This window comes from Acinetobacter sp. 226, assembly GCF_048147925.1.
Lineage (GTDB): Bacteria > Pseudomonadota > Gammaproteobacteria > Pseudomonadales > Moraxellaceae > Acinetobacter > Acinetobacter pecorum.
In genome coordinates, this window is the sequence record NZ_JAYWYX010000004.1 from 1 (window position 1) to 23,729 (window position 23,729).

Consider the following 23,729-nt stretch of genomic DNA (forward strand, 5'->3'; position numbering starts at 1 on the left):
GTATTGAACAAATTTACAGAATTAGGTCGTCCTCATACCCAAGTTGTCACTTGAATTCTGTTCAAATGAGCAGAGTGTTGTCTTTTAAATCTTTGTGCAACAAAGCCTATTAAATTTGGATATGGCTGGAGTGGTGTGCTGAATACCACAGGACCTATTCCCTATACCAATGCCATAGATGAAGTTACTGATAAGCATGGACTGCGTTGTCTGGGAAGTAGTTGTCAAAATGGAATTATTTATAGAGATAACACTTTACCTAGAAGATTGGATCGTAGTCACTATTCAAGACAAACAAACCAATTATTAGCTCAGCGAGCTTGTTGGAAGAAATAGAAGCTGAAATTTTATTAATCCTTTTTAAAATCTTCAATTTTATAAAAAGATATCTTAGAAAAATGATCTATTAAAAATATAAAATTATTTTGGGTAGATTTTTATTCACTTTAATTTTTTCTACAGTTTTGAAAATGAATTCTAATTTTTTCTTTTAAATAAGAGCTAAGCTGATTGACTGGGTATTTTTAATAGTAATGCATTTCAGCCTTTGTCTGGTCTGCCAGACAGCAGAACATTGAGGTCAAAACAAGCTACAACAACAGCATGTATCACAATGTCAAAATCTCGAGTCATGATGTAATATAAAATCCATCATGATTATAAGTATCTATCTGTATAGATACGACATTGAAAGGATTACAGCATGCAACAAGAAGTCATCATTGTCGGTGGTGGGATGGTGGGCTTAAGCCTCGCATTAATGTTGGCGAAAACTAATATTGCAGTCAAACTTTTGGAAGCCATCAAATACCCAAATTATGATGATGAAAATCTTGCGCCATATCATTCCAGTTTTGATGCACGTAATAGCGCCTTGTCACGTCGTAGCGTACAAATCTATCAGGAGCTTGGACTTTGGAATGCCTTGCAAGAGCATGCTACCCCAATTCTGGAAGTGAATATTACCGAACAGGGCAGCTTTGGTAAGGCCCGACTGAAAGCCGAGCAGGAAAAAGTCGAAAGCTTTGGTCAGGTCATTGAAAATGCTTGGCTCGGTCGGGTGCTTCTCACTCAAGTCAAAAAAGAGCCATTGATTGAACTGATTGATGGTGTGCAGGTGAGCTCACTGACTCAAGATGCAGAGTTTGCTTATATCGAAGCGCATCGTGGCGAATCTCTACTGAAATTACAGTCCAAACTGGTTATTGCCGCCGATGGGCGGGATTCTTTCTGTCGTAAGGCTTTGGGTATTGGTGCATCAGAACATGATTATGATCAGGTCGCGATTGTGACCACAGTACAAACGTCGAAGCCACATGGTCATGTGGGTTTTGAGCGTTTCAGTCATTTAGGCCCTTTGGCACTGTTGCCCTTACCGGGTGAGTATCGCCGTTCAGTGGTCTGGCCTGTGAAAAAAGGTACTGAAGGAGAATGGTTGGGAGATGAAAATGACCAGCATTTTCTGGATGCCTTGCAGGACACGTATGGCGATCGTGCCGGAAAATTCCAGAAAACCGGAAAACGGTTCAGTTTTCCCTTATCTCAAGTGTTAGCTGAAAAGCAGGCTGTTGGTCGTGTAGTGCTCATGGGTAATGCAGCACATACGATTCATCCGGTCGCTGGACAGGGTTTTAACCTGTGTATGCGTGATGCGCATGTATTGGTGCGTTACCTGAAAGAGCAGCAGGCACAAGGCGCAGACTTGGGCGATGCTGCAATATTGCTAGACTATGAGAAATCCCGTCTCAGTGACCAGCAGCGTGTGATCAAGTTCTGTGATTCAGTGGTACGCGGTTTCAGTAACCAGAATCCGTTTTTAAGATTGATGCGTAATACAGGTTTAGTCGCCTTTGATACGATTCCAGGCATCAAGCCACTCGTTGCAAATTATGCCATGGGGTTAAAAGCATGAGCTTAAATCAAACTAACGAAATATTAGACGTTGTCATTATTGGTGGTGGGTTGGTAGGCGGGCTCACTGCGCTATTGCTGGCCCAAGGGGGCGTGCAGCCTACAGTTCTGGATGCAGCGCCAATTCTGGATGCAGATAAAACCTTAAGGGTGGCTAATCCGCGTGTCCTGGCTTTAAGTCAGGCAACCATTCACCTATTAAAAACGGTGGGTGTCTGGGAAAATTTAGCACGTCAGCAGCCTTATACCGGCATGCAGGTCTGGAATAAAAATGGCTATGGAGAAATTAATTTTGGCCAGTATTCAGAAAAAACACTATCGGTAGAGCAGGCTTTAGGCTCGATGGTGGAACCAAGCATTTTGAATTTGGCCATTCAGCAAAAGATGCTGGAAGATGTTCAAGATTATAGAACACAGGTTAAAGTTAGTCGTATGGAACGTGGCGTCGGTGTGTGGATCATTCATCTGGCCGATGGCACTCAGCTTAAAACCAAGCTGGTGATCGGTGCCGATGGTGCCAATTCCTTTGTTCGTGAGCAAGCGTTCATCGACATTGATGTAGTGGACTATAAACAGGCAGGCATCAGTTGTGCCATTAAAACTGCACAGCCTCATCAGCACATGGCACGTCAGATTTTTCTCGAAACTGGCCCTCTGGCTTTTTTACCTATGGCCAGCCTTAATCCAGAAGAGCAGGGACACTGGCAATCAATTGTCTGGACCTTGCCAGAGGATTATGCTGAGGAATATGCAGCGCTCCCAGATGCTGAATTTACTCAGCTATTAACCCGTGAAAGTCAGCATATGTTGGGTGAAGTATTGCAGGCGACATCACGTGCCACTTTCCCTTTAAAAGCCCGTGCCGCTCAGCAATATGTTCAAGACGGTTTAGCCCTGATTGGAGATGCGGCACATGTGATTCATCCGTTGGCAGGTCAAGGGGTGAATATTGGCTGTCTGGATGCTGCAGTGCTCTGTGATGTTTTACTGCATGATCAGGCGCGTGGCGTATGGGCACATGAGCAAACCCTCAAACGCTATGAACATCGCCGTAAAGGTCAAAACGATGCCATGATGCATAGCATGTCTGCGATTGGCTGGATGGAAACGACCTCATTCTTCCCAATGGTTTGGGTACGTAATTTTGGTTTAAAACAGGTAGAAAATCAGCCAATATTAAAAGATGCATTTATGTCACAGGCCAACGGCCTGAGTTTACTCAAAGACACACGCTACGCAGCTTAAGGGAGAAATGTAAATTTTTTAAACAAATGCCAATAAAGAGTAACGTTTTTGTTTAAAAAAGATACGATTTTTTGAGTTTTGGTACTAGGCGAAGGTCAAAGAGATTGCTAAATTTCACTTAATTCGATACCTGACTTGGAATACCAAGCGAGGGCCATTTTTGGGGAGATGCAAATGACAGACATGAATGATTATGATGATGACGTTGAAGATTCAATTGTTGACGATGATGAAGCAAAAGCCGCTGAAAAAGGCGCGGTCGATAGCACAGAGGTCGTCAGTGATACCGATCTTGTAGAAGCTGAAACTTTGACCGTCACTGCAAAGCTGAAAAAGCGTCAAGCACTTGAAGACGAGATTGCGGCTTTCCTTGCTAGTGGTGGTCGTATTGTTGAAGTGCCGGCAGATGAATCAGTAGCCAAAGAATAAGTTATTGATTAACTTGTTTCTTATAAAAAACACCACATTCAATGTGGTGTTTTTTTGCAAACCAAAATGAGATAGAAATATCTAAAGCAATTAGTCGTTTGCCGAAGTCAGTTCTAAAGCACGTTGATAAGCGACTTTCTTTTTGATTCCGGTTAAATCTGCCGCCAGTTGTGAAGCAGCTTTGACCGAAAGGTCCTGTAATAGGCGATTCAATAATTTATCCAGCTTTTCCTGATCCAGATCTTTTTCTTCGGTGGCGCCGCCAATCACCAGAACAATTTCGCCTTTTTGCTGATTGTGATCATTGCTAATGAATTCGACTAGTTCACCCAAGGTCATTTTCTTGATAGTTTCAAAGGTCTTGGTAATCTCACGCGCAAAACCGACCGGGCGATCTGCTCCGAAAACGCTGGCCATATCTTTAACGGACTCCAGAATCCGATGCGGTGCTTCATAGAAAATTAAAGTCTGGGTTTCATCTTTCAGTTTTTCCAGATTCAGCAGGCGCTGACTTTGTCTGGATGGCAGAAAACCTTCAAAGCTGAAGCGGTCACTCGGCAAGCCAACAGCACTTAAGGCAGCAATAGCCGCACAAGCACCAGGTACAGGAATCACGCGAATATTATGCGCTTGTGCAGCACGGACAAATTTAAAGCCAGGGTCGCTAATCAGGGGAGTGCCAGCATCACTGATCAGGGCCATATCTTCGCCATTCAGCAGGCGTTGGATCAGCTGATCAATCTTGTTGCTTTCATTATGCTCATGACAGGCAGTCAGAGGTGTTTGAATATTAAAGTGTTTAAGTAATTGTGCTGAAGTTCGTGTATCCTCAGCAGCAATAAGACTCACCGACTTTAACACCTGAATTGCACGATAACTAATATCATCTAAGTGCCCGATTGGAGTCGCAACAACAAATAACTGAGCACTCATAGGTTTCTCCATGTGGAATAAATTGAATAATAAAAAATGGAAGATTAAAAATAAAATATTGGGCTTGTGTTTAGTCAGCTACATCAGCAGCGTACAAGCAGAAGTGCTGATCATTCTACCCGAATCCGGGCCTTTGGCGCGAGCTGCATCGAGTATCAAACAGGGTTTTCTCAGTGCCTATACTACTTCCGGGCAGAAAGTTCCATTAAAATGGGTCAATTCCAATCAGAAAAATATCTCCCAGCTACTGAAACAGCATGTCAATAAAAAGACCAAAATGGTGGTGGGTCCATTGGCACGTAGCGATGTGGAACAACTACTCAAGAGCAAACCTAAAGTACGTACCCTCAGCCTGAATGATGTAGCAGGGTCATCACCCCAAGTCTGGCAATTCAGCCTGTCCAAAAAAGAAGATGCCGCTGCCTTAAAAACCTTATTGCACAAAGATGGAATTCAACAGCTGCTGATTTTACGCCAGCCGGGCAGTGAAGCCGAGCATGAACTGTTGCTGATGTCATTGTTCAGTCAAAGTGATCTGAAATTTAATATCGTGAACAAGGCGCCGATTTTTTTAATGCCACAACAAGGGCTGTTATACCTCGGCAATGCAGAAGGGCTGGCTGCCATACCTGAATTAAGCCATAAACGGATGTATACCGTGGCCAATGCGATCAGCGAGCAGCATAGACCCCCGAAAGGGATCAAGTTCTGTGATGTTCCGGTACTTTATCTGGCTGACTGGCCAGATGTTGTACAGGCCTATGCCAAAGAGCCGATAGATATGTCCTATCAGCGGCTGATTGCCTTCGGGGGAGATGCCTGGCAGATTACCCAGCAGTACCTGTCACAACCACATTTACAGCATATTGAATTTCAGGGTAGAACTGGCCGGATTGAAATCACGGACCATAGTATTCAGCGTAGTCCACAATGTTTTCAGTATAGTGGCACAGGCGTCAAGCTACTATGAGCGAAAGAGGAATGCTACGACAGCAACTAGGTGCATGGGCAGAGCAGCAAGCGGCCCAATTGATGCAAAACCATGGATTTCAGTTCCTGACAGCCAATTATCACAGTCGCTATGGCGAGCTGGATCTGATTCTGGTACGTGATCAGGAGCTGGTCTTTGTGGAAGTCAAGGCACGTGCACAAACTGGATACGCACAAGCCATTGAATCGGTTTCCAGAGCGAAACAGGGCAAGATGCTCAAGACAGCCATGTGTTTTATTCAGAAAAATCCACAATTTGCACACTATTACTATCGTTTTGACGTGATTTGTTTTGATTTTAAACAGCAATTTGCAAAAACCCTACAGCATGACTTTTCGCAATACCCTTATGATCTGGAATGGATTGAAAATGCTTTTACTTTTGATCAAGAGTTTATTAACCTTTAAACAAAATAAGATCTAAAGATGCTTATATTTGCTTCAAGATCGTTGTAAAGTTCAAGCAGAATTGCCATGATCTGAGCTTGGAAAAGATGATTAGATTGAAAAGACGTAATAAAATGAAGGAGTCTTGCTGAGTGGTTAAGCGTATTGCAATAACAATGCTGTGTGTCGCAAGTTTATCAGGTTGTGCCAGTTTTATTTCCAGCGGCACAGGTACGGCTCCTGTCGGAACTGAAAGTGGGGCGCGTACCTTGGGGCAGGTATTTATTGATTCCTCGATTGTCCGTACTGCAAAAATTAATCTTTATAAACTGGACTCGCGCTTTAAGCAGGCCCGGGTCAATATTGAAAGTTTTCATGGCAATGTCCTGCTGACCGGTCAGGTGCCAGATGCCCATCTGAAACAATTGGCCGAAGACAATGTCAAATCCATGAGTGATGTGAAGGCAGTTCATAATTTTATTACTGTCGGTAATCAGATCAGCTATAGCACTATCATGCAGGATACTGCGGTGACTGCAAATACCCGCGGTTTAATTATGAAGGCGCCTGTAGTTGCAGATAGCAAGGTGCATGTTCATACTGAAGATGGCATATTGTATGTGATGGGACGTTTAAACAGTGCCGAGATTACTGACCTGAATCAGGTGTTACAGCAGGTAGGCAATGTTACTAAAATCGTGACCCTGATCGATAATGTTGAGCAATCCTCAAGTCTGGCCAGTCAGAATTTTGCTGCACCGGCATATGCACAGCCAGGTATTGAACAGACACCGGTTGCCATTGATCCTGATACGGTTGAACCGACCTATGAACCATAAGGTCGGCCAGTTTAAAACCCAAATCTCACAGCGTATTCTGCAGTTTCAGCAACATTATCAAGATTTCCGGTTATACGATTTTGGCAGTTATGCTTTAAATCGTTTAACCCCGAAACAGGGTTATATGGTCGAAACCCAATTGGCCTATGGTCTGAAATCCCGACAACGCTTTGACCTGTTTCGAAGTCATCAGCCTTTGCCCCATCGTCCCCTGATTGTGTTTGTACATGGCGGTGCATGGTTGCATGGCGATAAAAAGGATTACCAGTTTATTGGCGAGTCCTTTGCCAAAGAAGGTTATGATGTAGTGGTGATGAATTATCATCTGGCACCACAGCATATTTTCCCCACCTATATTCATGATCTGCATTTGTTGCTAAATCATTTGCAGCAGTCGGCTGAGCAGTTGAAGATCTGTGCTGAAAATCTGGTCTTGATGGGACATTCTGCCGGCGCATTCAATGTGATGTCTGCCTTGTATCATCCGCAATCTGCCACTATTGATCATAATCAAATCCGGGCGATTATTGGTCTGGCAGGGCCTTATCATTTTGATTATAAAAATGATCCGATCTGTGCAGGTGCATTTGATCAGGCAGTACCTTATCAGCAGGTCATGCCTTATTATTTTGTTAGAAATAGCTCAACCCGGCATTATCTGTTTATTGCCGAAAAAGACAAGATTGTCGGGCATTTCAATAGCCATGATTTGGTCCGCGTACTGAAAGAGAAGGGCAATCATAGCCATTTGATTCACATTCCGAAACTTGGCCATATTACGATCGTGGGTTCACTCTCCAGTTTGTTTAGCCGCTTTTTCCAGACCAAGTCTCAGGTGCTTTGGGCGCTCGAAGATGCATTTAAATCCTGAGCTGATAGCTGGATAACCCTGTAGCAACACATAAAAAAAAGAACCTAGGGCGATTATCCACTGGGTTCTTTTTTTAAGCCTTGAAAAATTTACTTTTAAGTACAGGCTTATAGCCAGGTTTTAGTGTCGTCTGCGACGGGCGTGCCTTGAGTCACATGCATTATCATGGCATGGGCAATACTACCTTTGAATGGAATTTCCGGCAGCTGATCGAATTTGAAGAATTGCGCATCACTAATTTCCTCTTCCTGCAGCTGTAGCTCACCGCCAGCATATTCTGCCTTGAAGGCAATCATCAGGTTGCTTGGGAAAGGCCAGGGCTGGCTGGCCAGATACTGAATATTCTTGAGCTTTAAACCGACTTCTTCCAGCGTTTCACGACGTACTGCATCTTCCAGGGTTTCACCCACTTCAACGAAACCGGCAATCAGTCCATGCATCTGGCTTTTGGTATTACGTGCATTTTTAGCCAGTAAAATCTCGTCTTTACCTCGGGTAATGATGGTAATAACGCAAGGCTGTACCCGTGGATATTGACGGTAGTTGCAGGATGGACAGACCATGGCATATTCAACAGCATGTGCTTCAGTGGCTGTGCCACAATGACTGCAAAATTTATGGTTACGACGCCATTCTAAAAGCTGTACCGCACGGCTGGCCTGTTCAAATTGCCGGGTATTCCAGAACTGTAACAGCTGACGGATGGGAAGCAGTTGCAAGCCTGGAGGAATTGGCTCATCGGGAAGGAGGTCACGGGCAATCACCTGATCACCCGTGTGGAGTAGCAAATCACTTGCTAAGGCTTCAACCCGTGGAAGTTGAAAGTGTTGATCGACCAGCAGTTGCTGTTGTTGAAAAATATAAGCAAGTGATAATTTGGACATTAGGCAACTATTTTGAGTTTTTCGCTACTGTCCAATGCTACCTGAAACATGGTCTGTAATACAGGCTGTTTGTTCTTTAAGTTATCAATCATCATGTCGGCACTGGCCAGGGTGTCTAGAGCACGATGAATTTCTTCTGGACTTAATGCAATCGACAGATCAATACGGTTTTTGATAAATTCCGCAGTTGTGACGAAAGCAGTACGAACATGTTCCGCATTCAGGAATAGCATGGCGCCGCCAATCTCGTAAAACTGTACGGGTACAGCTTCAAGGGCAGCCAAGTCCTGGTCTTGCAAGTAATTGCTGAGAATCTGGCTGGAAAGTTCAATCAGTGCCTTGGTTTCACTGAGCAAAGCAGCATGTGCTTCATCCAGACGGTCCAGGGAAATATTCATGTTATTGACGCGCAGCTGCAAACGGCTCGAAGTATGATGACGCTCCAGTACGCCAATCGAGTTCATGGCAGACAGAATGACATTCATTAACTGCTGGGCAAAACTGGCATCCTGCATCATCTCCGGCTGGCTCAGTGTAGCAGCCTGACGGGTCAGGTCATGATAGGCTTCATTCAGGTTCAACACCTTGAAGATATTGGCCAGATTATTCAGTTGAGCCTGTAATTCCTGGGTCTTTTCAGGTGTCATGCTGTGATAGTTGAACTCGATGTCATTACGAATTTGCGCCATTTCCGTGGTCACCAATTCGCTGATGGTATGCATGGTTTCAAAGTCTGGACCATATAGATGGCGACTGAAGACCTGTAATTGCATATCGGTCAGCAGGTCATCGCTCACATTCAGTTGGCTGCGGATAGACTGCGCAGTTTCATCTTCCTGACTGATACACAGGCTGAGCACATTGGCCAGATCAGCCAGCGAAGCCTTGAAACTGTCTGCCGAGCTAAAATACTGTGCCATGTTACGTTCAATGCCCACCAAGGTGCGTAGACGTGGCTCATTAATGATCAGATGCTCGATATTATTGAAGGCAACATAGACCAGATTCCAGTACTGCTTGCTGCCATCATGCTGTTCGGAAAGTCCAGCCAGATAGGCTCCTACCAGTTTGATGGCTTGCAGATCCAGTTCACTTTCTTCCTGAGTAATCAGCTTGTTCAGTGACAGCTTATACAGGCAGTGTACATATTCGGATTTTTCCAGACCTGGCGCTTGTGGCAATGCAAAGTCAGGAGTAATGCAATCCAGTAAGGATTCTACATGCTGGCCTTCAGTTGTCAGCGGTTTATCTAAAGCCAGTTCCAGGCGGTTCAGGGTATCTAGCAAAAATTGTGGAATTTTCACTTCACGCAGGCAGATGAATTCGATATAGCGTTTCAGCATGGTGGTGCCTTCACTCAAGGCAATGACATCCTGAGTATTAACCTGCGCTGGATTCCCCATGATCTTGCGCATCAGTTCTGCTGAATATTGAGCGATTTTTGCCAGACTGGACATGTCGATCAGAGCCAGAACCTGGGCGCATTGTTCAAACTGAGTTAATGCATCATCAATGCCAAAAGGTAAAGTCTGATCTTCTACCAAGGTGCTTACTGCTGATTCGACTAACTTGATCGAGTTATCAACCTCATTTTTTATTATCAGTAAGGCTGTTGGATCAAAATGTATAGAGGTTTGGTAAGACATGATCTGCACCTTTCCTGAAGTATTATCTATATATGAGCCCCGCTTCAAACTGCGGGACCTCTTTGTATTTACTATAACTGAAGAACGATAGTTTTAAACCTAAAGTATCCCCGGAAATGTAGATTTTATTTCGCGAAAAGGCAAGCAGTTCCATGTTTTTCTTCGAAATGTTTGACCCATTTCTCATGTTCCTGCAATTCCTGTTCTGATGGAAGAATCAGGGGTAAATCAATTTCAACCCTAGCCATCCCGGAGCGACTGTTCTGCTCTTCCGACTGAGACAGGGCATCAATATCAAAAGAGACCTGTCCACCGGTCATGGCCAGATAAACATCGGACAGGATTTCCGCATCGAGCAAGGCACCGTGGAAGGTACGGTCGCGTTGTGGAATCTCGTAACGGCGCACGAGTGCATCCAGTGAATTTTTCTGTCCAGGATGCTTGGACTTGGCCAGTGCCAGAGTGTCGGTGACTTCACAGACCTCGGAGAGTGCTTTAAAACCTGCGCGTTTGAATTCCATATCCAGGAAGTTCATATCGAAGGCCGCGTTATGCGCAATGATTTCCGCACCGTGCAAATAGTCAAACAGCACCTGGGAAATTTCTTCAAACAGCGGTTTGTCTTGCAGGAATTCATCGGTAATACCGTGGACATTGACAGAATCACCGACCGGTTTTTTCGGATTAATATAGATATGAATCGAGCTTCCGGTAAGCTTCCGGTTAATCATCTCAAGGGCACCCACTTCAATGATCCGGTCACCATCCTGATAATAAAAACCGGTGGTTTCCGTATCCAGAATCAATTGACGTGGGCCATGTAGCTGTAACTTGGCCGGCGTAATCACAATTTGCGGATGTAATTGAGCCGCGGCAGATGCGTCTGAAGATGAAGTATCTTCATTGCTGTCCGCTGCTAAAACTTCAGTCTGTACAATTTCTTCAACAGTCACTTCGATGATGTCTTCGGACAGCTCTTCCAGTTCTTCTTCACTCTCGGCCAGATCCAGACCGAAAGGATCATCTAGCAGCCAGTCTGGTTCAGATTTTTTTTTATCTTCAGAAATTGAAGGGCTTTGCTTGGATTTTTTCAGGGTTTCATCGGCACCCAGATTGGCTAACTGATCGGCCATTTCATTACCTGGGTGCCCAGCATGGCCTTTAACCCAGTGCCATTCAATTTCTCGTCCCTGACAGACTGCATCCAGTTTTTGCCACAGGTCAGGATTTTTGACGTCTTTCCAGTTTTTCCTCTTCCAGCCATGAATCCATTCGGTAATACCTTGTTTGACATAGTTGGAGTCGGTATAGATCACCAGTTTGTCTTGCTTGTCACAAAACAGAATGCCCTCAATGGCAGCCGTCAGTTCCATGCGGTTGTTGGTGGTATGGTCTTCACCACCATATATTTTGTATTCTTGCTGTTCATTCACAATATATGCCCCCCAACCACCTAAACCCGGGTTGCCGCGGCAGGCGCCATCAACATAAAGTGTGATAGTGTGTGACATAAATTAAATCCGATCAAAATGGAACAAACTGGAAGGGTTATTGTATAGCGCAAATGCAGTCGATCAATCTATATGTTCCGGATTTTTTAATTTCTTGTAACATTTAACGTGAAATCGCGGTAAATTATTGCCTTGTGTCTTCGACATGCTTCACTACAATGGCATATCTAAAAAATAAATTTATATACGAGTTGTTTGGATTTCTTTATGTATAAACCAACCACAAACTTGTGGCAGCCGACATTACCGACTTTCTTGAAATTTTCTGTACTGGGAGCTGCACTTGCGTCTCTGGGACTGACGGGCTGTTCGTCTACACATAATGCGAACCAAACAGCAAAAAGCAAGCAGGTTGGATCTCAATATCTGGATGGCAGCAGTCTGGATGGACTGGAAGATTTACTTTCTGCAACAGATATGCGTGCAGTTGAGGGTGACCGTTTACAGATTCTGAAACATGGTGATGTCTGGAAGCGCATGACTGTAGGTTTCAAGATGAATTTAAGTGTCTGGAATCCACGGATTGATGCACAGCGCGGCTGGTTTATTTCGCGTCAGCCTTATCTGGACCGCTTAAGTGCCCGTGCATCACGCTATTTGTATTATACGGTAAAAGAAGCAGAACGCCGTGGCATGCCGACCGAGTTGGCGCTGTTACCGATTATTGAAAGTTCCTATGACCCGGCAGCGACCAGTAGTGCGGCAGCGGCAGGTTTATGGCAGTTTATTCCAAGTACCGGCCGTATTTATGGTTTAAAGCAGACCCCTTTATACGATGGTCGTCGTGATGTCGTGGAATCGACCCGTGCAGCCTATGAGTTTTTGGGCAGTCTGTATAATCAGTTTGGTTCTTGGGAATTGGCACTTGCTTCTTATAATGCCGGCCCAGGCCGTATCCAGCAGGCGATTAACCGCAACAAAGCTGCAGGTCTGCCTACCGATTATTGGTCATTGAAATTGCCACAAGAAACCATGAGCTATGTGCCACGTTTCTTGGCAGTTGCACAGATTATTAAAAATCCAGGCAGCTATGGGGTGAGCTTGCCACCGATTGCCAACCGTCCGCATTTCCGTGAAGTACCGGTCGGTGTTGCCAGTTTAAATGAAATTGCAGCCATCACTGGTCTAAGCCGTGCAGAACTGTATCAATTAAACCCGGGTCATCGTGGTGATCATATTGATCCTTCCAGTCCACGTCGTATTCTGATTCCTGCTGACCTAAGTCCTTCAGTGGATGAGAAGCTGAAAAAACTATCCGGCTCAGGCGGTTTATGGGCGAGTAACACGAGCAGCCTGCCTAGAAATACGACGACAGTGGTGCCCAGCAGAGCTGCACCGCCAGAATTAAATACGAAAACGATTACACCTTCTAAACAGACTCCGCCAGCAGTTGCTAGTAATCAGCCAGCAACGACCGTTGCCAAAACGACAACTCCGGCAAGAAATGTCACGACTGCACCCGTGGTAACAGCTGCTGTAAGTACGACGACCACAGCACATACTGTGACCCAGACCACGAAAAAGATTTCGACGCCTAAAGGCTCATCTGCTTTAGCCAGTTTTGCGGCACAAAGTGATTTGCCAATTCCAAGTGCGCCGCGTATTCCGGTAGCTGTAACACCTGCAGCGCCAGCGAAACAAATTCAGGTCGAACCACCGATTTCTGTAGCTGAGCGTCAACAAGTTCAGCAGGCGGTCATCGCACAGGATATTCAGAAAACTGTAGATGAAATTCTGCAGCCTGTTGCAACACCGGCAGAACAGGCCGAAGTGGTTGAAGAGCTGAAAGCATTGGCGCCGGCTGGCACAGAAATTGTTGATCCTTATGACGGTAAAATCAAGCTGACTGCCATTCAAACCAGCCTGTCTGTGGCCGAGCAGCAAGGCAAGGAACTGACCAAAGGCTTCTCTTATCCAAAAGAGGTTGCTGAAAATACCACCGCAAACTCTGTTGAAGCCAAGCTAAATCAGGGCAAAAATTTCGTCAAGACGGATTCTGAAGTGGTAGTGGTCGCTCCAAAAGGCAAACGCAGTACCTATAAGGTCGTAGCAGGCGATAATCTGGCTTTGATTGCAGCTAAAAATGGGGTGAACTGGCGTGATGTGGCAAAATGGAACCAGATTGATCCAAATTCTCCGCTATATGTGGGCACCACCATTTATCTGTATGATGCCAAACCTGTACAGGAAGCAACTGCAACCAAAGAAAAACCGGAAAACTATGTGGTTCAGGCCAATGATTCCCTAACCAGCGTAGCGAATCAGTTTGGTTTTAGTGTGAAACAACTGGCTGATTTTAATGGACTGAGTACCAATAGCGGTCTGTTTGTTGGGCAAAAGCTGTCATTGAAAGATACAGGGCAATCCAAAGCCAAAGCTGAAGAGATTAAAAAAGCTGAAACTGCCAAGGTTCAGACCAAATCCTATACAGTGAAACGGGGTGAGTATCTGAAACTGATTGCCGATCGTTACGGGCTTTCAAATGCTGAACTGGCATCTTTGACTTCAGGTCTGACTGCCGGTAGCAGTCTGATGGTGGGTCAGAAAATCAATGTACCACTTCAGGAAGTTGAAGGGCTAACGGCATCTAGCCAGAAAACTGAGCAGAAGTTTGAAAATGTCAAAGTCGATCAGACTGCGACTGAAAACTATCAGGTCAAACGCGGTGAAACCCTATATAGCATTGCCAGTCAAAGCAAGCTGAGTGTCTCTGAACTGGCTGCACTGAATGGGTTGTCTGCCAATAGTGGTTTACGTATAGGTCAGACCATCAAGATTCCAGCCGGTAGTCAAATCCCTGAAACCTATACGGTTCAAGCGGGTGATACGCTGACCGGCATTGCCGCAAAATACAATCTGTCAATGGACCAGGTGGCGAGCCTGAATGGCATGTCACGTAATGCCGGCTTGCGTGTAGGACAGCGCCTGAAACTAAGTGGTGAAGTCGCAGAACCGGTACGGGAAGTGGTTGCTGAAACTCCGACGAAGAATGCAAAATCGGATTCGCATGTGGTGAAATCAGGTGAAACCTTAAGCTCTATTGCGCGTCAGTATCATTTACAACTGAAATATCTGGCAGATTTAAACGGCCTGAATACCAATAGCACAGTGCGTATCGGTCAGCGTTTAAAAATTGAGGGTGACTTTCCGGTAGATAAAAAAGTTGAAGATGTGAAAGTGGCAGCTAAGCCTGTAGCTTCTAAGGCAACTGAATCCTATACAGTAAAATCAGGTGAATCCCTGAATGCAATTGCCAGCCGTTTAGGCATAAGCGTGACCGACCTGGCTCAGTTAAATAATCTGAGTCCACGCGCAGGATTGCGTGTCAGTCAAACCATTCAGATTCCAAAACTGGTGACGGATTATAAAGTCAAACGCGGTGATACCTTAATCGGTCTGGCCTCACGTTATGGTCTGAACAGCAATGAACTGGCGGAAATGAATGATCTCAAACCGAATACACAATTGCGTATTGGTGATGTGATTAAAGTGCCGAATTAATGAATGAATCATGAGATTCGCGCATTTATTTAAAACTTTCAGGTTGATCTGGCTAGCCCCGCTGCTCGTGAGTAGCAGTTGGGCAGCCCTGATTACCACCCCATATATCGCGCTATATAACCAGCCGAAATATGCCCAAGCCAAATCCCTGCCTTATGCCAATCCGCAAGCGCCGAAAGGCGGTACGCTGATTCTGGCAGCTGATGGCAGTTTCGATAATTTGAACAGCATGAATGGCAAGGGTAATGTCACTGAGGGGATCAACTATATTTTTGACAGTTTGCTGTCCAAGTCACTAGATGAGCCCGGTGTGTACTATCCCTTGCTGGCAGAAAAAGTCAGTTTTGACCCCAAGAAAACCGCGTTTATTATTTTTCATTTAAATCCGAAAGCACGGTTTAGCAATGGCCAGCCGGTAACTGCACAAGATGTTAAATACAGTTTTAAGTTGTTTCAGACCCAGTCCAATTTTGGCCTGCAGATGTATCTGGCTGATTTAAACCGGCTGGAAGTCCTGTCACCTTTACAGGTCAAAATGCATTTTAAATCCGGACATAATCCGGAAATGGCGATGATTGTCGCGCAGATGCCCATTTATTCTAAACAGGAATGGCAAAAACGTAATTTTAAAGAATTGACGTTGAAACCGATACTGGGTTCAGGGCCTTATGTCATTGAATACATAGATGCTGGACGTAGTATTAGCTACAAACGCAATCCCCGATACTGGGGCAAAGACTTGATGGTCAACCGCGGACGTTATAATTTTGACCGGATCAAGTATCGTTATTATCGTAGTCCTGAAATCAAGTTCGAAGCTTTCAAGTCGGGCCAATTTACTTTGCATGAGGAAAGACAGGTCAACCGCTGGGTGAAAGACTACCAGTTTCCCGCCGTTCGGCAAGGACAGGTGCAGCGTTACCGCTTTCAGCATCACAACCCGATTCCGACCCAGAGTCTGATATTCAATACCCGCCGCCAGCCTTTTGCCGATATCCGTTTCCGCCAAGCCTTGAGTTTTGCCTATGACTTTGAATGGCTGAATAAAGCCATGTTCTATGGTGAATATCAGCGCCTGAACAGCTTTTTTTCCAATAGCGAGCTTGCATCTCATGGACGGCCAAGTGTTCAAGAACTGCACATTTTAAAACCCCATTTAAAGCAGCTTGATCCGGTTCAACGTCAGGCTGTACTGCAGGACTGGAAATATCCTCAGTCAGATGCCTCCGGTTTTAACCGGAACAATGTGTTAAAAGCCCGTCAATTGCTATTAAAGGCAGGCTATCGTTATCAACAGGGAAAGCTGATCAATGCTGCGGATCAACCGGTACAGATTGAATTCCTGTTGCATCAGGCGGAACAGCAGCGTGATCTGATGCCATATCTACGTCATTTAAAACGCTTGGGTATTCAGGCCAGTATTCGTATGGTAGAAACCGTGCAATATTATGAACGGCTGCGGAATTATCAGTTTGATATGATTGTCGATACCATGCCGCAATCCCTGACACCGGGGCAGGAGCAGAAACAGTTCTGGGGCAGTCAGGCCGCCACGCAGCCAGGTAATTATAATTATGCTGGCATTCGAAATCCGGCCATTGATGGAGTCATTCAGCAGGTAACTCAGGCTCAAAACCGTGAACAGCTGGTGAATAGTACCCGAGCATTAGACCGTTTACTGCGTGCAGGCTATTATCATATTCTGACTTATGGTACGGGCGAATACTGGTATGCTTACTGGAATATGTATCAGCAGCCGCAACGAAAACCTAAACTCTCTACCGGGATTGATTACTGGTGGGTCGATGCGGCAAAGGCCAGACATGTGGCTGATTATTTCAAACAGCATTAAGCTCCAAGCCTATCAGGGAGTGCCATGAGCACTTATATTCTCAAACGTCTGTTGCTGATGATTCCAACCTTGCTGATCATTTTGCTGATCAATTTCATGGTGATCCAGCTGGCACCCGGTGGTCCGGTGGAGCAGGCGATTTATCAGGCGCAACAGATTAATGGTTTGGCGCATACCGGATTGCAGTATCAGGGAAAGCAAGGCCTCACACCGGAGATGCTTGAGCAGATCAATATCCAGTACGGCTTTGACCAACCGCTGCATATCCGCTTTTGGGAAATGGTAACGCGTTATGCGCAGTTTGATCTGGGGCAGAGTTTTTTCAAAGACAAACCTGTGACTGAGCTCATCTGGGAAAAATTGCCAGTATCGCTTTCTTTAGGCCTGTGGAGTACTTTGCTGATTTATCTGGTCTCCATTCCTTTAGGTATCAGAAAAGCCCGAAAACATGGTAGTCTGTTTGATCAGACTACCTCTCTAGTGTTGGCCGTGGGCTATGCCATTCCAGCCTTTATTTTTGCCATTTTACTCATCGTATTTTTTGCTGGCGGGTCTTATCTGCACTGGTTTCCCTTGCAGGGCATTCGCTCTGAAAATTTTGCAGAACTCTCATTCTTTGCGAAAATTCAGGATTATTTCTGGCATATGGCCTTGCCGCTGTTGGCCATGGTGCTTGGTGGATTTGCCAGTTTAACTTATCTGGTGAAATTTTCTTTTGTGGAAGAGCTGAGCAAACAATATGTCCTGGCTGCGCGGGCCAAAGGTTTAACTGAACATGCAGTACTGTATCGGCATGTATTCCGGAATGCCATTTTAGTGCTTATCGCAGGTTTGCCCGAAGTTCTGATCGGGGTGTTTTTCGTGGGCAACCTGTTCATCGAGATTATCTTTAATCTGGATGGGTTAGGCGTTTTAGGTTTTGAGGCGATTATCCAGCGTGACTATCCGGTGATTTTTGGTACTTTGTTTATCTTTACCTTGCTCGGCCTGCTGCTGCGTTTACTCAGCGATTTGCTGTATCAACTGATTGATCCAAGGATTCATTTCAGTTCACGTCGAGGATCACCATAATGTCTTCCTTGATGCAAGCACGCTGGCAACGTTTTAAGCAGCATAAGCTGGGCTTTAGCTGCTTTATTATTTTCAGTGCTATTTTCATCATTTCCTTGGGTGCAGAACTGATTGCTAACGATAAGCCCTTACTGGTGAAATATGATCATGCTTTTTATCTGCCCATCCTGAAATCCTATCCGGAAACCACGTTTGGTGGAGTATTTGAGACAGAAGCAGAATATAAAGATCCGGCTGTGCAGCAACTGATTGCAGAAAAAGGCTGGGCGATCTGGCCCATCATTCCGTTTTCCTATCAAACGCCAAATTTTGAACTGGCTAAACCAGTGCCTTCGCCCCCGAGTGCGCAAAACTGGCTGGGAACAGATGACCAGGGCCGTGACGTTCTGGCACGGATTCTATATGGCTTAAGGATTTCATTACTGTTTGGTTTTGCTCTGACTTTATTGTCTGCAGCGTTGGGAATTTTAGCAGGGGCAATTCAGGGTTATTATGGTGGATGGATTGACCTGATCGGGCAACGCATACTCGAAGTCTGGAGCGGTTTGCCGATGCTGTTTATGGTGATGGTACTGGTCAGTCTGTTTACCCCGAGTATTTACTGGCTATTTCTGATCATGCTGTTATTTGGCTGGACCACACTGGTGAGTATGGTGCGCGCTGAGTTTTTGCGCGCCAGAAATCTGGAATATGTCTGGGCAGCAAAAAGTATCGGGGCCGGGGATGGACGGATCATGTTCAAACATATTCTCCCCAATGTGATAGGTTCTAGCCTGTCACAGTTACCTTTTATGCTAACCGCCAATATTACTGCACTGACAGCGCTGGATTTTTTAGGGTATGGTTTGCCACCCGATTCGGCATCCCTAGGGGAACTCTTGCTTCAGGCCAAAAACAACTTAAATGCGCCGTGGCTGGCATTGTCGGGATTCTTTAGTTTGGCGATTGTACTGAGTTTGCTGATCTATATGGGAGAAGCGGTACGGGATGCTTTTGATCCAAGAAACTAAATCACAAAAATCTTTAACTATGAAAAAATAAGCAGATAAAAATTGTGTAAATTTGACAAGACTGATTGTCAATTGTTCTGGCTTACGTTATAAACGAGTACAAAATAAAAGTAACGTATCAGGACAGATCATGACTCAATTGGCCGATTCCATTCAAATTCGCAATATCACTTTTAAAAACCGCATCATTAAAGGTGCCATGAGTGAAGCACTGGCCAATGATGCCGGCCAACCCAATCAGGCGCATTTCAAGTTGTATGAAGCATGGGCCGAAGGTGGCTTGGGTTGTGCTATTACGGGTAATGTCATGGTGGATTATCGTGCCAAGAATGAACCGGGCGTCGTAGTGGTAGAAACAGAACGCGATCTGGCGCAGCTCAAAGTCTGGGCCGACGTAGGCAAACAGCATGGCATGGTACAACTGGTCCAGTTGTCGCACCCGGGCCGCCAGTGTCCCAAAGGCCTGAATAAAGAAACGGTTGCACCGTCCGTAGTCCCATTTAGTCCGGCTTTGGCAATGAGCTTTGGAACCCCACGGGAACTGCGTGAAGATGAAATCCTGGATATTATCCAGCGCTTTGCCACTTCGGCTGCCATCTGTGAAAAAGCAGGATTTGAGGGGGTGCAGTTGCATGGGGCACATGGTTATCTGATTAGCCAATTTCTGTCACCGCTGACCAATAAGCGTCAGGATCAATGGGGGGGTAGTATTGAGAATCGTACCCGTTTCTTGCTGCAAACCTATCAGGCTGTTCGTGCTGCGACTTCGGAAAATTTTATTATTTCGGTTAAGCTGAATTCAGCTGATTTCCAGCGCGGTGGTATTAGCGAAGAAGATGTCATCTATGTCTTTAAGGCGATGGACGCTGCAGGCATCGATATCATTGAAGTGTCAGGTGGTAGCTATGAAGCACCTGCGATGGCCGGCGTGAAAGCAGAAAAGCGCAAGGCCTCGACCATAGCCCGTGAAGCCTATTTCCTGGATTTTGCCGAAAAAATCCGTCAGGAAGTGAAGTGCCATATCATGGTCACTGGTGGATTCCGAACAGTTGAAGGCATGAATGCCGCGCTTGACAGTGGTGCTTGTGATTTTATCGGGATTGCACGTCCCTTTGCGGTAGAACCTGACTTGGGCAATCGTCTGGTTGCAGGGCAGGATGTACGTTATGCAGTTGAGAAAATTAAAACCGGTATTCCAATGGTCGACAAGATGGCGATTATGGAAATCATCTGGTATGCCGCGCAGTTTAAGGAAATTGCCAAAGGCAAGCAGCCTAATCCAAAGCTGTCACCACTAAAAGTCTTTTTGCAGTATCTGAAAGGCAATGTCAAAGCGGTGATCAAGGGACAATTAAACTCACGAAAATCGGCTTAATTTATATTAAAAAAACCGGACACTGCAAATGTCCGGTTTTTTTAATTTCTGGCACTTAGGAGTGCTTTAGGAATAATGCATCGCCTGGGTCTGGAAAGGAAATAATAACTGGCTTAACTGACGAGTCGCCCATAAGCCTATTTCGGTGTGGTGCATATGTGGCGCAGTATAAGGAATCAGTAAATCAATTTTCTGTTCCACACCTTCACAGCGCATGAAGCGGCTTTTTAACTGATTCAAGCGCTGCTGGTCCATGCGGCTCATGGCAGGTTCAATTTTTGCCTGTGATGGGACTGTACTACGTGAGGACAGGCGAGTTGCCAAGCCTGCACCCTGAATCCAGTCTTTAATAATCTGTTTTTCGGTCGCATTAAAGACCCCAAACATTTTACCTTCCGGATGATCTATCATTTTCCAGAAACGGCTTTGTTCTACTGGCGTATCTTTCACGATCCAGCCTTTGTCAATCATGACCTGCAAAAACTCGCTAATCTGGGCAGGATCGGATAACCAGTCATTAATGGTCTTGCCACTAAACTGGCATTTCTGATTATGAATATATTGACCAATCAGCGCTTTATTCTGGAACACTTTTAAAGCCATCTGCTCAATGTCCAGTTTCTTGATGATTTGGGAAGAACTTCTACCAAGGTCATTTAGAACATAGCCTTTTTTAATCAGATCCAGATAAGCTTGTGAATCTTCAGCATGATTAAAATGCTGGATAAATGCTTGCAGAGATTTCTGCGCATGACCATTGTGAGCATTATCAATAGTAATGTGCACATTGAAATAATGCGGATCGATACCCAGTTCAGCCAGTTCATAATTGGTGATTAACAGATGCAGCGGTAACTGTTCATAACCGAGATTAAAACCAATGACCAGAGGTAGATATTTGGCCGGGGCATAAGCCAGTGCCAACTGTACTGCAGCCTGTTCATAGTAACTGTCATCCAAATGCTGGGCATAACTGTTCAGCTCATAATGACTCAACAGGTCCTGATACATGGTGACATGGTTGGCACGCGGATGCCCTAGGCCGAGTTCTTCCAGATAGATGTAAATCAAATCTTTTAGCTCGGGCTGATTGCAATTCGGTACGGTCGAATATAACCAGGCACCATCGACCAGTTTGACTGGTGCTACTTTCGCAAGGAATTCGAAAGAATGGGAAACCGTCGGAAAATATTCCCGGGCTTGGTGCTGTTTCCGGCGGTTGACATAGGCCTGGAAAGTCGCACAAACCTGATGATGTTGTTCTAGAAGATGCTGTTCAACCTGTGCAGGCTGATCTAACCATCCGAGAGTATCAATCTTTAAATTTTTAATCAGATCGCTCAAATAAGATTCGGCTTGTTCGGTTTTGGCATATATCGAAATTTCAGTATCTTGAAAAAAGTCGACCCAATCCTTAAAGCTTTTAAATTGAAAATTATGATTTTTATTCGGCGATAAAGGTAAACTTAACTCTGTGCTGAAGAACATAATCTGATCCTTGCAGATTTCTTTTATTTACCTTAACGTGAGCTCTAAAATCAGGGTGTTGAATTTTTGTTCTAATTTATTGATGTATTGCTTTAAATGAAAATGAACGGATATTTCTGTGCATAGAAATGTAAAAAAATACAAATAATAAAATTAAGAATGGGTTGGCATTCAGGAAAGTAACCACAGAATTTGAACGAGCGGTAAAAATAGAATTGAGGTTTCTAAGTGATAAAAAAAAGCCCAGGTCGCAATGCCTGAGCTTTTTTGTGAGAAGATCATTTATAAGATAATCATCTCGAATATGGCGTCCCTACGGGGATTCGAACCCCGGTTACCGCCGTGAAAGGGCGATGTCCTAGGCCTCTAGACGATAGGGACAGTACAGAAGATAAATTTTAAAACCCTTACTTTTAGCTGGAAGTAATGGCGTCCCTACGGGGATTCGAACCCCGGTTACCGCCGTGAAAGGGCGATGTCCTAGGCCTCTAGACGATAGGGACTTAATAAAATGTACTTCTGAAAATTGGCGTCCCTACGGGGATTCGAACCCCGGTTACCGCCGTGAAAGGGCGATGTCCTAGGCCTCTAGACGATAGGGACGTTTCAGAGGTGGGCGTATAATAGGGTGAAAACAGGGGGGTGTCAAACGCATTTCCATAAAAAAAATGATTTTACGGGTTGAGTGCGTAAATTTAAAACAATCTTGTTGAAATAGAGGAAAATTACCTGAATTAAGCTGGATTTTTAAGCAATTCCAGCATGGCAGTTAATACTTTCGGATGCTGTAAATAACCTTCAACGTCATGTGGGCGTTCCACAAAAGTACGAATTTCCTGATTGATAATGTTAGGTTGAAAGTTAAAAGGGCTTTTTGAGAGTGGAAATGCAGTGAGAAAATCATCAGGTGAATAAAAATTTATCCAATCGCCTGAAATGGCAGCAGGTCGTGTGATCGGTTGCTGGAGATGGGCTTGGATGACCCGAAATGCCAGTGGTGATCCGAGGGTAATAAAACGTTTAATATTTAGTTCCGGGTGCTCAATCAAATAATTATAGGCAATCACGGTGCCAAGCGAATGTGCCACTACAATCTGTGGTTTGCTGCTATATAGTTGATGATGAATGCGAAGGTGAACTTCCTGCATAAACTCTGGATTGGCCAAGTAAAGATAAGTTTCCTGTAAAAATTTTTGCAACAAACTGGCATGCAAGCGGGGAAAATAATTAAGGAGTATCACAAAATCGCGTAAAGCAATATCCTTGCTTAACGCTGTGATGAACCTCAGTTTCTGGTTGAACTTGAGTGCATCATCAAGGTTCAATTGTGGGACGTCACAAATTTGATTGATACGCTGATCTACAGGTGGCGTGGGTTGCCGCTGAACTGGATGCAGGAAGGGAAAATGCGGCCACTGCTGTGGCATTAAAATATTTCCACTAAGCAGATTACGCAAATGATGCTGAGAGAGTAAATCTCCATAAAAAGGGATGCGGATATGCCGTTTTAAATAAGTGAAACGAGCTTGCTGGTGCGAATTTTTGCGCAGGCCTTTTTTGAGAAGATGCAGCCAGTGTTGCCGTAATGAAGTAGCTGTATAATCTTGCTTGTTCATGCCATGAATAAAAACAATTTTCATCGATGCCTTACTGAGACCGACAGTTTTATACCCATAGTATAAAAATCTTGCCTCAGCTGAACCGGCGCTTCTTGTAGTATTAATGTTTTAAATTTTTTTGATAAAACAAGGATTAACAGACATATGTATATTTATGGGAACAGATA

At 44.8% G+C, this 23,729-nt stretch carries 18 protein-coding genes and 3 tRNA genes; 12 read left to right on the forward strand and 9 right to left on the reverse strand.

Annotated elements, in window-relative coordinates; all coding sequences use genetic code 11:
- Window positions 1-703 precede the first annotated feature (703 nt).
- From ubiH to VXP95_RS02175, 3 genes are all read left to right on the forward strand, one after another.
- On the forward strand, window positions 704-1,912 hold the full coding sequence (ubiH, locus tag VXP95_RS02165) for a 2-octaprenyl-6-methoxyphenyl hydroxylase (RefSeq protein WP_416679905.1): 1,209 nt from the start codon (window positions 704-706) through the stop codon (window positions 1,910-1,912).
- Entirely contained in the window at window positions 1,909-3,156 is a 1,248-nt protein-coding gene (locus VXP95_RS02170; RefSeq protein WP_416711302.1) for an FAD-dependent monooxygenase, read from the forward strand. Before ubiH ends, VXP95_RS02170 begins: the two co-directional genes overlap by 4 nt.
- A gap of 174 nt (window positions 3,157-3,330) precedes the next feature.
- A complete protein-coding gene (locus tag VXP95_RS02175) occupies window positions 3,331-3,585 on the forward strand; it encodes a hypothetical protein (RefSeq protein WP_004646359.1) in 255 nt (84 codons plus the stop codon).
- Window positions 3,586-3,675: 90 nt separating this feature from the next.
- Here the strand turns inward: VXP95_RS02175 and rsmI are convergent, their stop codons facing one another.
- On the reverse strand, window positions 3,676-4,518 hold the full coding sequence (gene rsmI / locus VXP95_RS02180; protein ID WP_064101450.1) for a 16S rRNA (cytidine(1402)-2'-O)-methyltransferase: 843 nt from the start codon (window positions 4,516-4,518) through the stop codon (window positions 3,676-3,678).
- A 10-nt stretch (window positions 4,519-4,528) separates the two neighbouring features.
- Here rsmI and VXP95_RS02185 point away from each other — a divergent pair, with 10 nt between their 5' ends.
- The 4 genes from VXP95_RS02185 to VXP95_RS02200 all read left to right on the forward strand — a co-directional run bounded on the left by VXP95_RS02185 (window position 4,529) and on the right by VXP95_RS02200 (window position 7,605).
- Window positions 4,529-5,488, forward strand: a complete 960-nt coding sequence (locus tag VXP95_RS02185; protein ID WP_416711304.1) for a penicillin-binding protein activator — start codon at window positions 4,529-4,531, stop codon at window positions 5,486-5,488.
- A gap of 11 nt (window positions 5,489-5,499) precedes the next feature.
- On the forward strand, window positions 5,500-5,916 hold the full coding sequence (locus VXP95_RS02190; protein WP_416680035.1) for a YraN family protein: 417 nt from the start codon (window positions 5,500-5,502) through the stop codon (window positions 5,914-5,916).
- Between the two features lie 131 nt (window positions 5,917-6,047).
- Window positions 6,048-6,734, forward strand: coding sequence for a BON domain-containing protein (locus tag VXP95_RS02195; RefSeq protein ID WP_064095568.1), 687 nt, complete (start codon window positions 6,048-6,050; stop codon window positions 6,732-6,734).
- Window positions 6,724-7,605, forward strand: a complete 882-nt coding sequence (locus tag VXP95_RS02200; RefSeq protein WP_416705203.1) for an alpha/beta hydrolase — start codon at window positions 6,724-6,726, stop codon at window positions 7,603-7,605. The genes VXP95_RS02195 and VXP95_RS02200 overlap by 11 nt, the downstream gene beginning before the upstream one ends.
- Before the next feature lie 107 nt (window positions 7,606-7,712).
- On the opposite strand, the gene nudC is transcribed toward VXP95_RS02200, so the two are convergent.
- From nudC to dnaQ, 3 genes are all read right to left on the reverse strand, one after another.
- Window positions 7,713-8,489: an NAD(+) diphosphatase gene (gene nudC, locus VXP95_RS02205; protein ID WP_416679911.1), complete on the reverse strand. Its 777-nt coding sequence runs from the start codon at window positions 8,487-8,489 to the stop codon at window positions 7,713-7,715.
- Entirely contained in the window at window positions 8,489-10,135 is a 1,647-nt protein-coding gene (locus VXP95_RS02210) for a chemotaxis protein (protein ID WP_416711305.1), read from the reverse strand. The genes nudC and VXP95_RS02210 overlap by 1 nt, the downstream gene beginning before the upstream one ends.
- Window positions 10,136-10,260: 125 nt before the next feature.
- Window positions 10,261-11,646, reverse strand: a complete 1,386-nt coding sequence (gene dnaQ / locus VXP95_RS02215; RefSeq protein WP_144724451.1) for a DNA polymerase III subunit epsilon — start codon at window positions 11,644-11,646, stop codon at window positions 10,261-10,263.
- A gap of 207 nt (window positions 11,647-11,853) precedes the next feature.
- Between dnaQ and VXP95_RS02220 the strand changes: the two genes are divergently transcribed.
- The 5 genes from VXP95_RS02220 to VXP95_RS02240 all read left to right on the forward strand — a co-directional run bounded on the left by VXP95_RS02220 (window position 11,854) and on the right by VXP95_RS02240 (window position 20,455).
- Window positions 11,854-15,147 carry a LysM peptidoglycan-binding domain-containing protein gene (locus VXP95_RS02220; protein ID WP_416711307.1) on the forward strand — a complete coding sequence of 1,098 codons (3,294 nt, stop codon included), beginning with the start codon at window positions 11,854-11,856 and terminating at the stop codon, window positions 15,145-15,147.
- A 10-nt stretch (window positions 15,148-15,157) separates the two neighbouring features.
- On the forward strand, window positions 15,158-16,999 hold the full coding sequence (locus VXP95_RS02225) for an extracellular solute-binding protein (protein WP_416711308.1): 1,842 nt from the start codon (window positions 15,158-15,160) through the stop codon (window positions 16,997-16,999).
- A 24-nt stretch (window positions 17,000-17,023) separates the two neighbouring features.
- Window positions 17,024-18,070 (forward strand): microcin C ABC transporter permease YejB, encoded by a 1,047-nt coding sequence (gene yejB, locus VXP95_RS02230; RefSeq protein ID WP_416711309.1) that lies wholly within the window; start codon window positions 17,024-17,026, stop codon window positions 18,068-18,070.
- Window positions 18,070-19,080, forward strand: a complete 1,011-nt coding sequence (locus VXP95_RS02235; RefSeq protein WP_416679918.1) for an ABC transporter permease — start codon at window positions 18,070-18,072, stop codon at window positions 19,078-19,080. The genes yejB and VXP95_RS02235 overlap by 1 nt, the downstream gene beginning before the upstream one ends.
- Window positions 19,081-19,210: 130 nt before the next feature.
- Window positions 19,211-20,455, forward strand: a complete 1,245-nt coding sequence (locus tag VXP95_RS02240) for an NADH:flavin oxidoreductase/NADH oxidase family protein (RefSeq protein ID WP_416711310.1) — start codon at window positions 19,211-19,213, stop codon at window positions 20,453-20,455.
- A gap of 66 nt (window positions 20,456-20,521) precedes the next feature.
- Here the strand turns inward: VXP95_RS02240 and VXP95_RS02245 are convergent, their stop codons facing one another.
- From VXP95_RS02245 to VXP95_RS02265, 5 genes are all read right to left on the reverse strand, one after another.
- Window positions 20,522-21,943 (reverse strand): iron-containing redox enzyme family protein, encoded by a 1,422-nt coding sequence (locus tag VXP95_RS02245; protein WP_416711311.1) that lies wholly within the window; start codon window positions 21,941-21,943, stop codon window positions 20,522-20,524.
- A 305-nt stretch (window positions 21,944-22,248) separates the two neighbouring features.
- Window positions 22,249-22,324 (reverse strand) — tRNA-Glu (locus tag VXP95_RS02250).
- A gap of 46 nt (window positions 22,325-22,370) precedes the next feature.
- Window positions 22,371-22,446, reverse strand: a tRNA-Glu gene (locus tag VXP95_RS02255).
- 24 nt (window positions 22,447-22,470) lie between these two features.
- Window positions 22,471-22,546 (reverse strand) — tRNA-Glu (locus tag VXP95_RS02260).
- A 131-nt stretch (window positions 22,547-22,677) separates the two neighbouring features.
- Window positions 22,678-23,583 carry an alpha/beta fold hydrolase gene (locus VXP95_RS02265; RefSeq protein WP_064095557.1) on the reverse strand — a complete coding sequence of 302 codons (906 nt, stop codon included), beginning with the start codon at window positions 23,581-23,583 and terminating at the stop codon, window positions 22,678-22,680.
- Between the last annotated feature and the right edge of the window lie 146 nt (window positions 23,584-23,729).

Excerpts from the sequence above, each read along its gene's own strand:
- nudC (WP_416679911.1), bottom strand. The coding sequence starts at position 8,489 with ATGTCCAAATTATCACTTGCTTATATTTTTCAACAACAGCAACTGCTG.
- VXP95_RS02235 (WP_416679918.1), top strand. The coding sequence starts at position 18,070 with ATGTCTTCCTTGATGCAAGCACGCTGGCAACGTTTTAAGCAGCATAAG.
- VXP95_RS02245 (WP_416711311.1), bottom strand. The coding sequence starts at position 21,943 with ATGTTCTTCAGCACAGAGTTAAGTTTACCTTTATCGCCGAATAAAAAT.
- VXP95_RS02200 (WP_416705203.1), top strand. The coding sequence starts at position 6,724 with ATGAACCATAAGGTCGGCCAGTTTAAAACCCAAATCTCACAGCGTATT.
- yejB (WP_416711309.1), top strand. The coding sequence starts at position 17,024 with ATGAGCACTTATATTCTCAAACGTCTGTTGCTGATGATTCCAACCTTG.
- VXP95_RS02190 (WP_416680035.1), top strand. The coding sequence starts at position 5,500 with ATGCTACGACAGCAACTAGGTGCATGGGCAGAGCAGCAAGCGGCCCAA.
- VXP95_RS02170 (WP_416711302.1), top strand. The coding sequence starts at position 1,909 with ATGAGCTTAAATCAAACTAACGAAATATTAGACGTTGTCATTATTGGT.
- VXP95_RS02210 (WP_416711305.1), bottom strand. The coding sequence starts at position 10,135 with ATGTCTTACCAAACCTCTATACATTTTGATCCAACAGCCTTACTGATA.
- dnaQ (WP_144724451.1), bottom strand. The coding sequence starts at position 11,646 with ATGTCACACACTATCACACTTTATGTTGATGGCGCCTGCCGCGGCAAC.
- VXP95_RS02225 (WP_416711308.1), top strand. The coding sequence starts at position 15,158 with ATGAGATTCGCGCATTTATTTAAAACTTTCAGGTTGATCTGGCTAGCC.
- ubiH (WP_416679905.1), top strand. The coding sequence starts at position 704 with ATGCAACAAGAAGTCATCATTGTCGGTGGTGGGATGGTGGGCTTAAGC.
- VXP95_RS02175 (WP_004646359.1), top strand. The coding sequence starts at position 3,331 with ATGACAGACATGAATGATTATGATGATGACGTTGAAGATTCAATTGTT.
- VXP95_RS02220 (WP_416711307.1), top strand. The coding sequence starts at position 11,854 with ATGTATAAACCAACCACAAACTTGTGGCAGCCGACATTACCGACTTTC.
- VXP95_RS02185 (WP_416711304.1), top strand. The coding sequence starts at position 4,529 with ATGTGGAATAAATTGAATAATAAAAAATGGAAGATTAAAAATAAAATA.
- VXP95_RS02240 (WP_416711310.1), top strand. The coding sequence starts at position 19,211 with ATGACTCAATTGGCCGATTCCATTCAAATTCGCAATATCACTTTTAAA.
- VXP95_RS02265 (WP_064095557.1), bottom strand. The coding sequence starts at position 23,583 with ATGAAAATTGTTTTTATTCATGGCATGAACAAGCAAGATTATACAGCT.
- rsmI (WP_064101450.1), bottom strand. The coding sequence starts at position 4,518 with ATGAGTGCTCAGTTATTTGTTGTTGCGACTCCAATCGGGCACTTAGAT.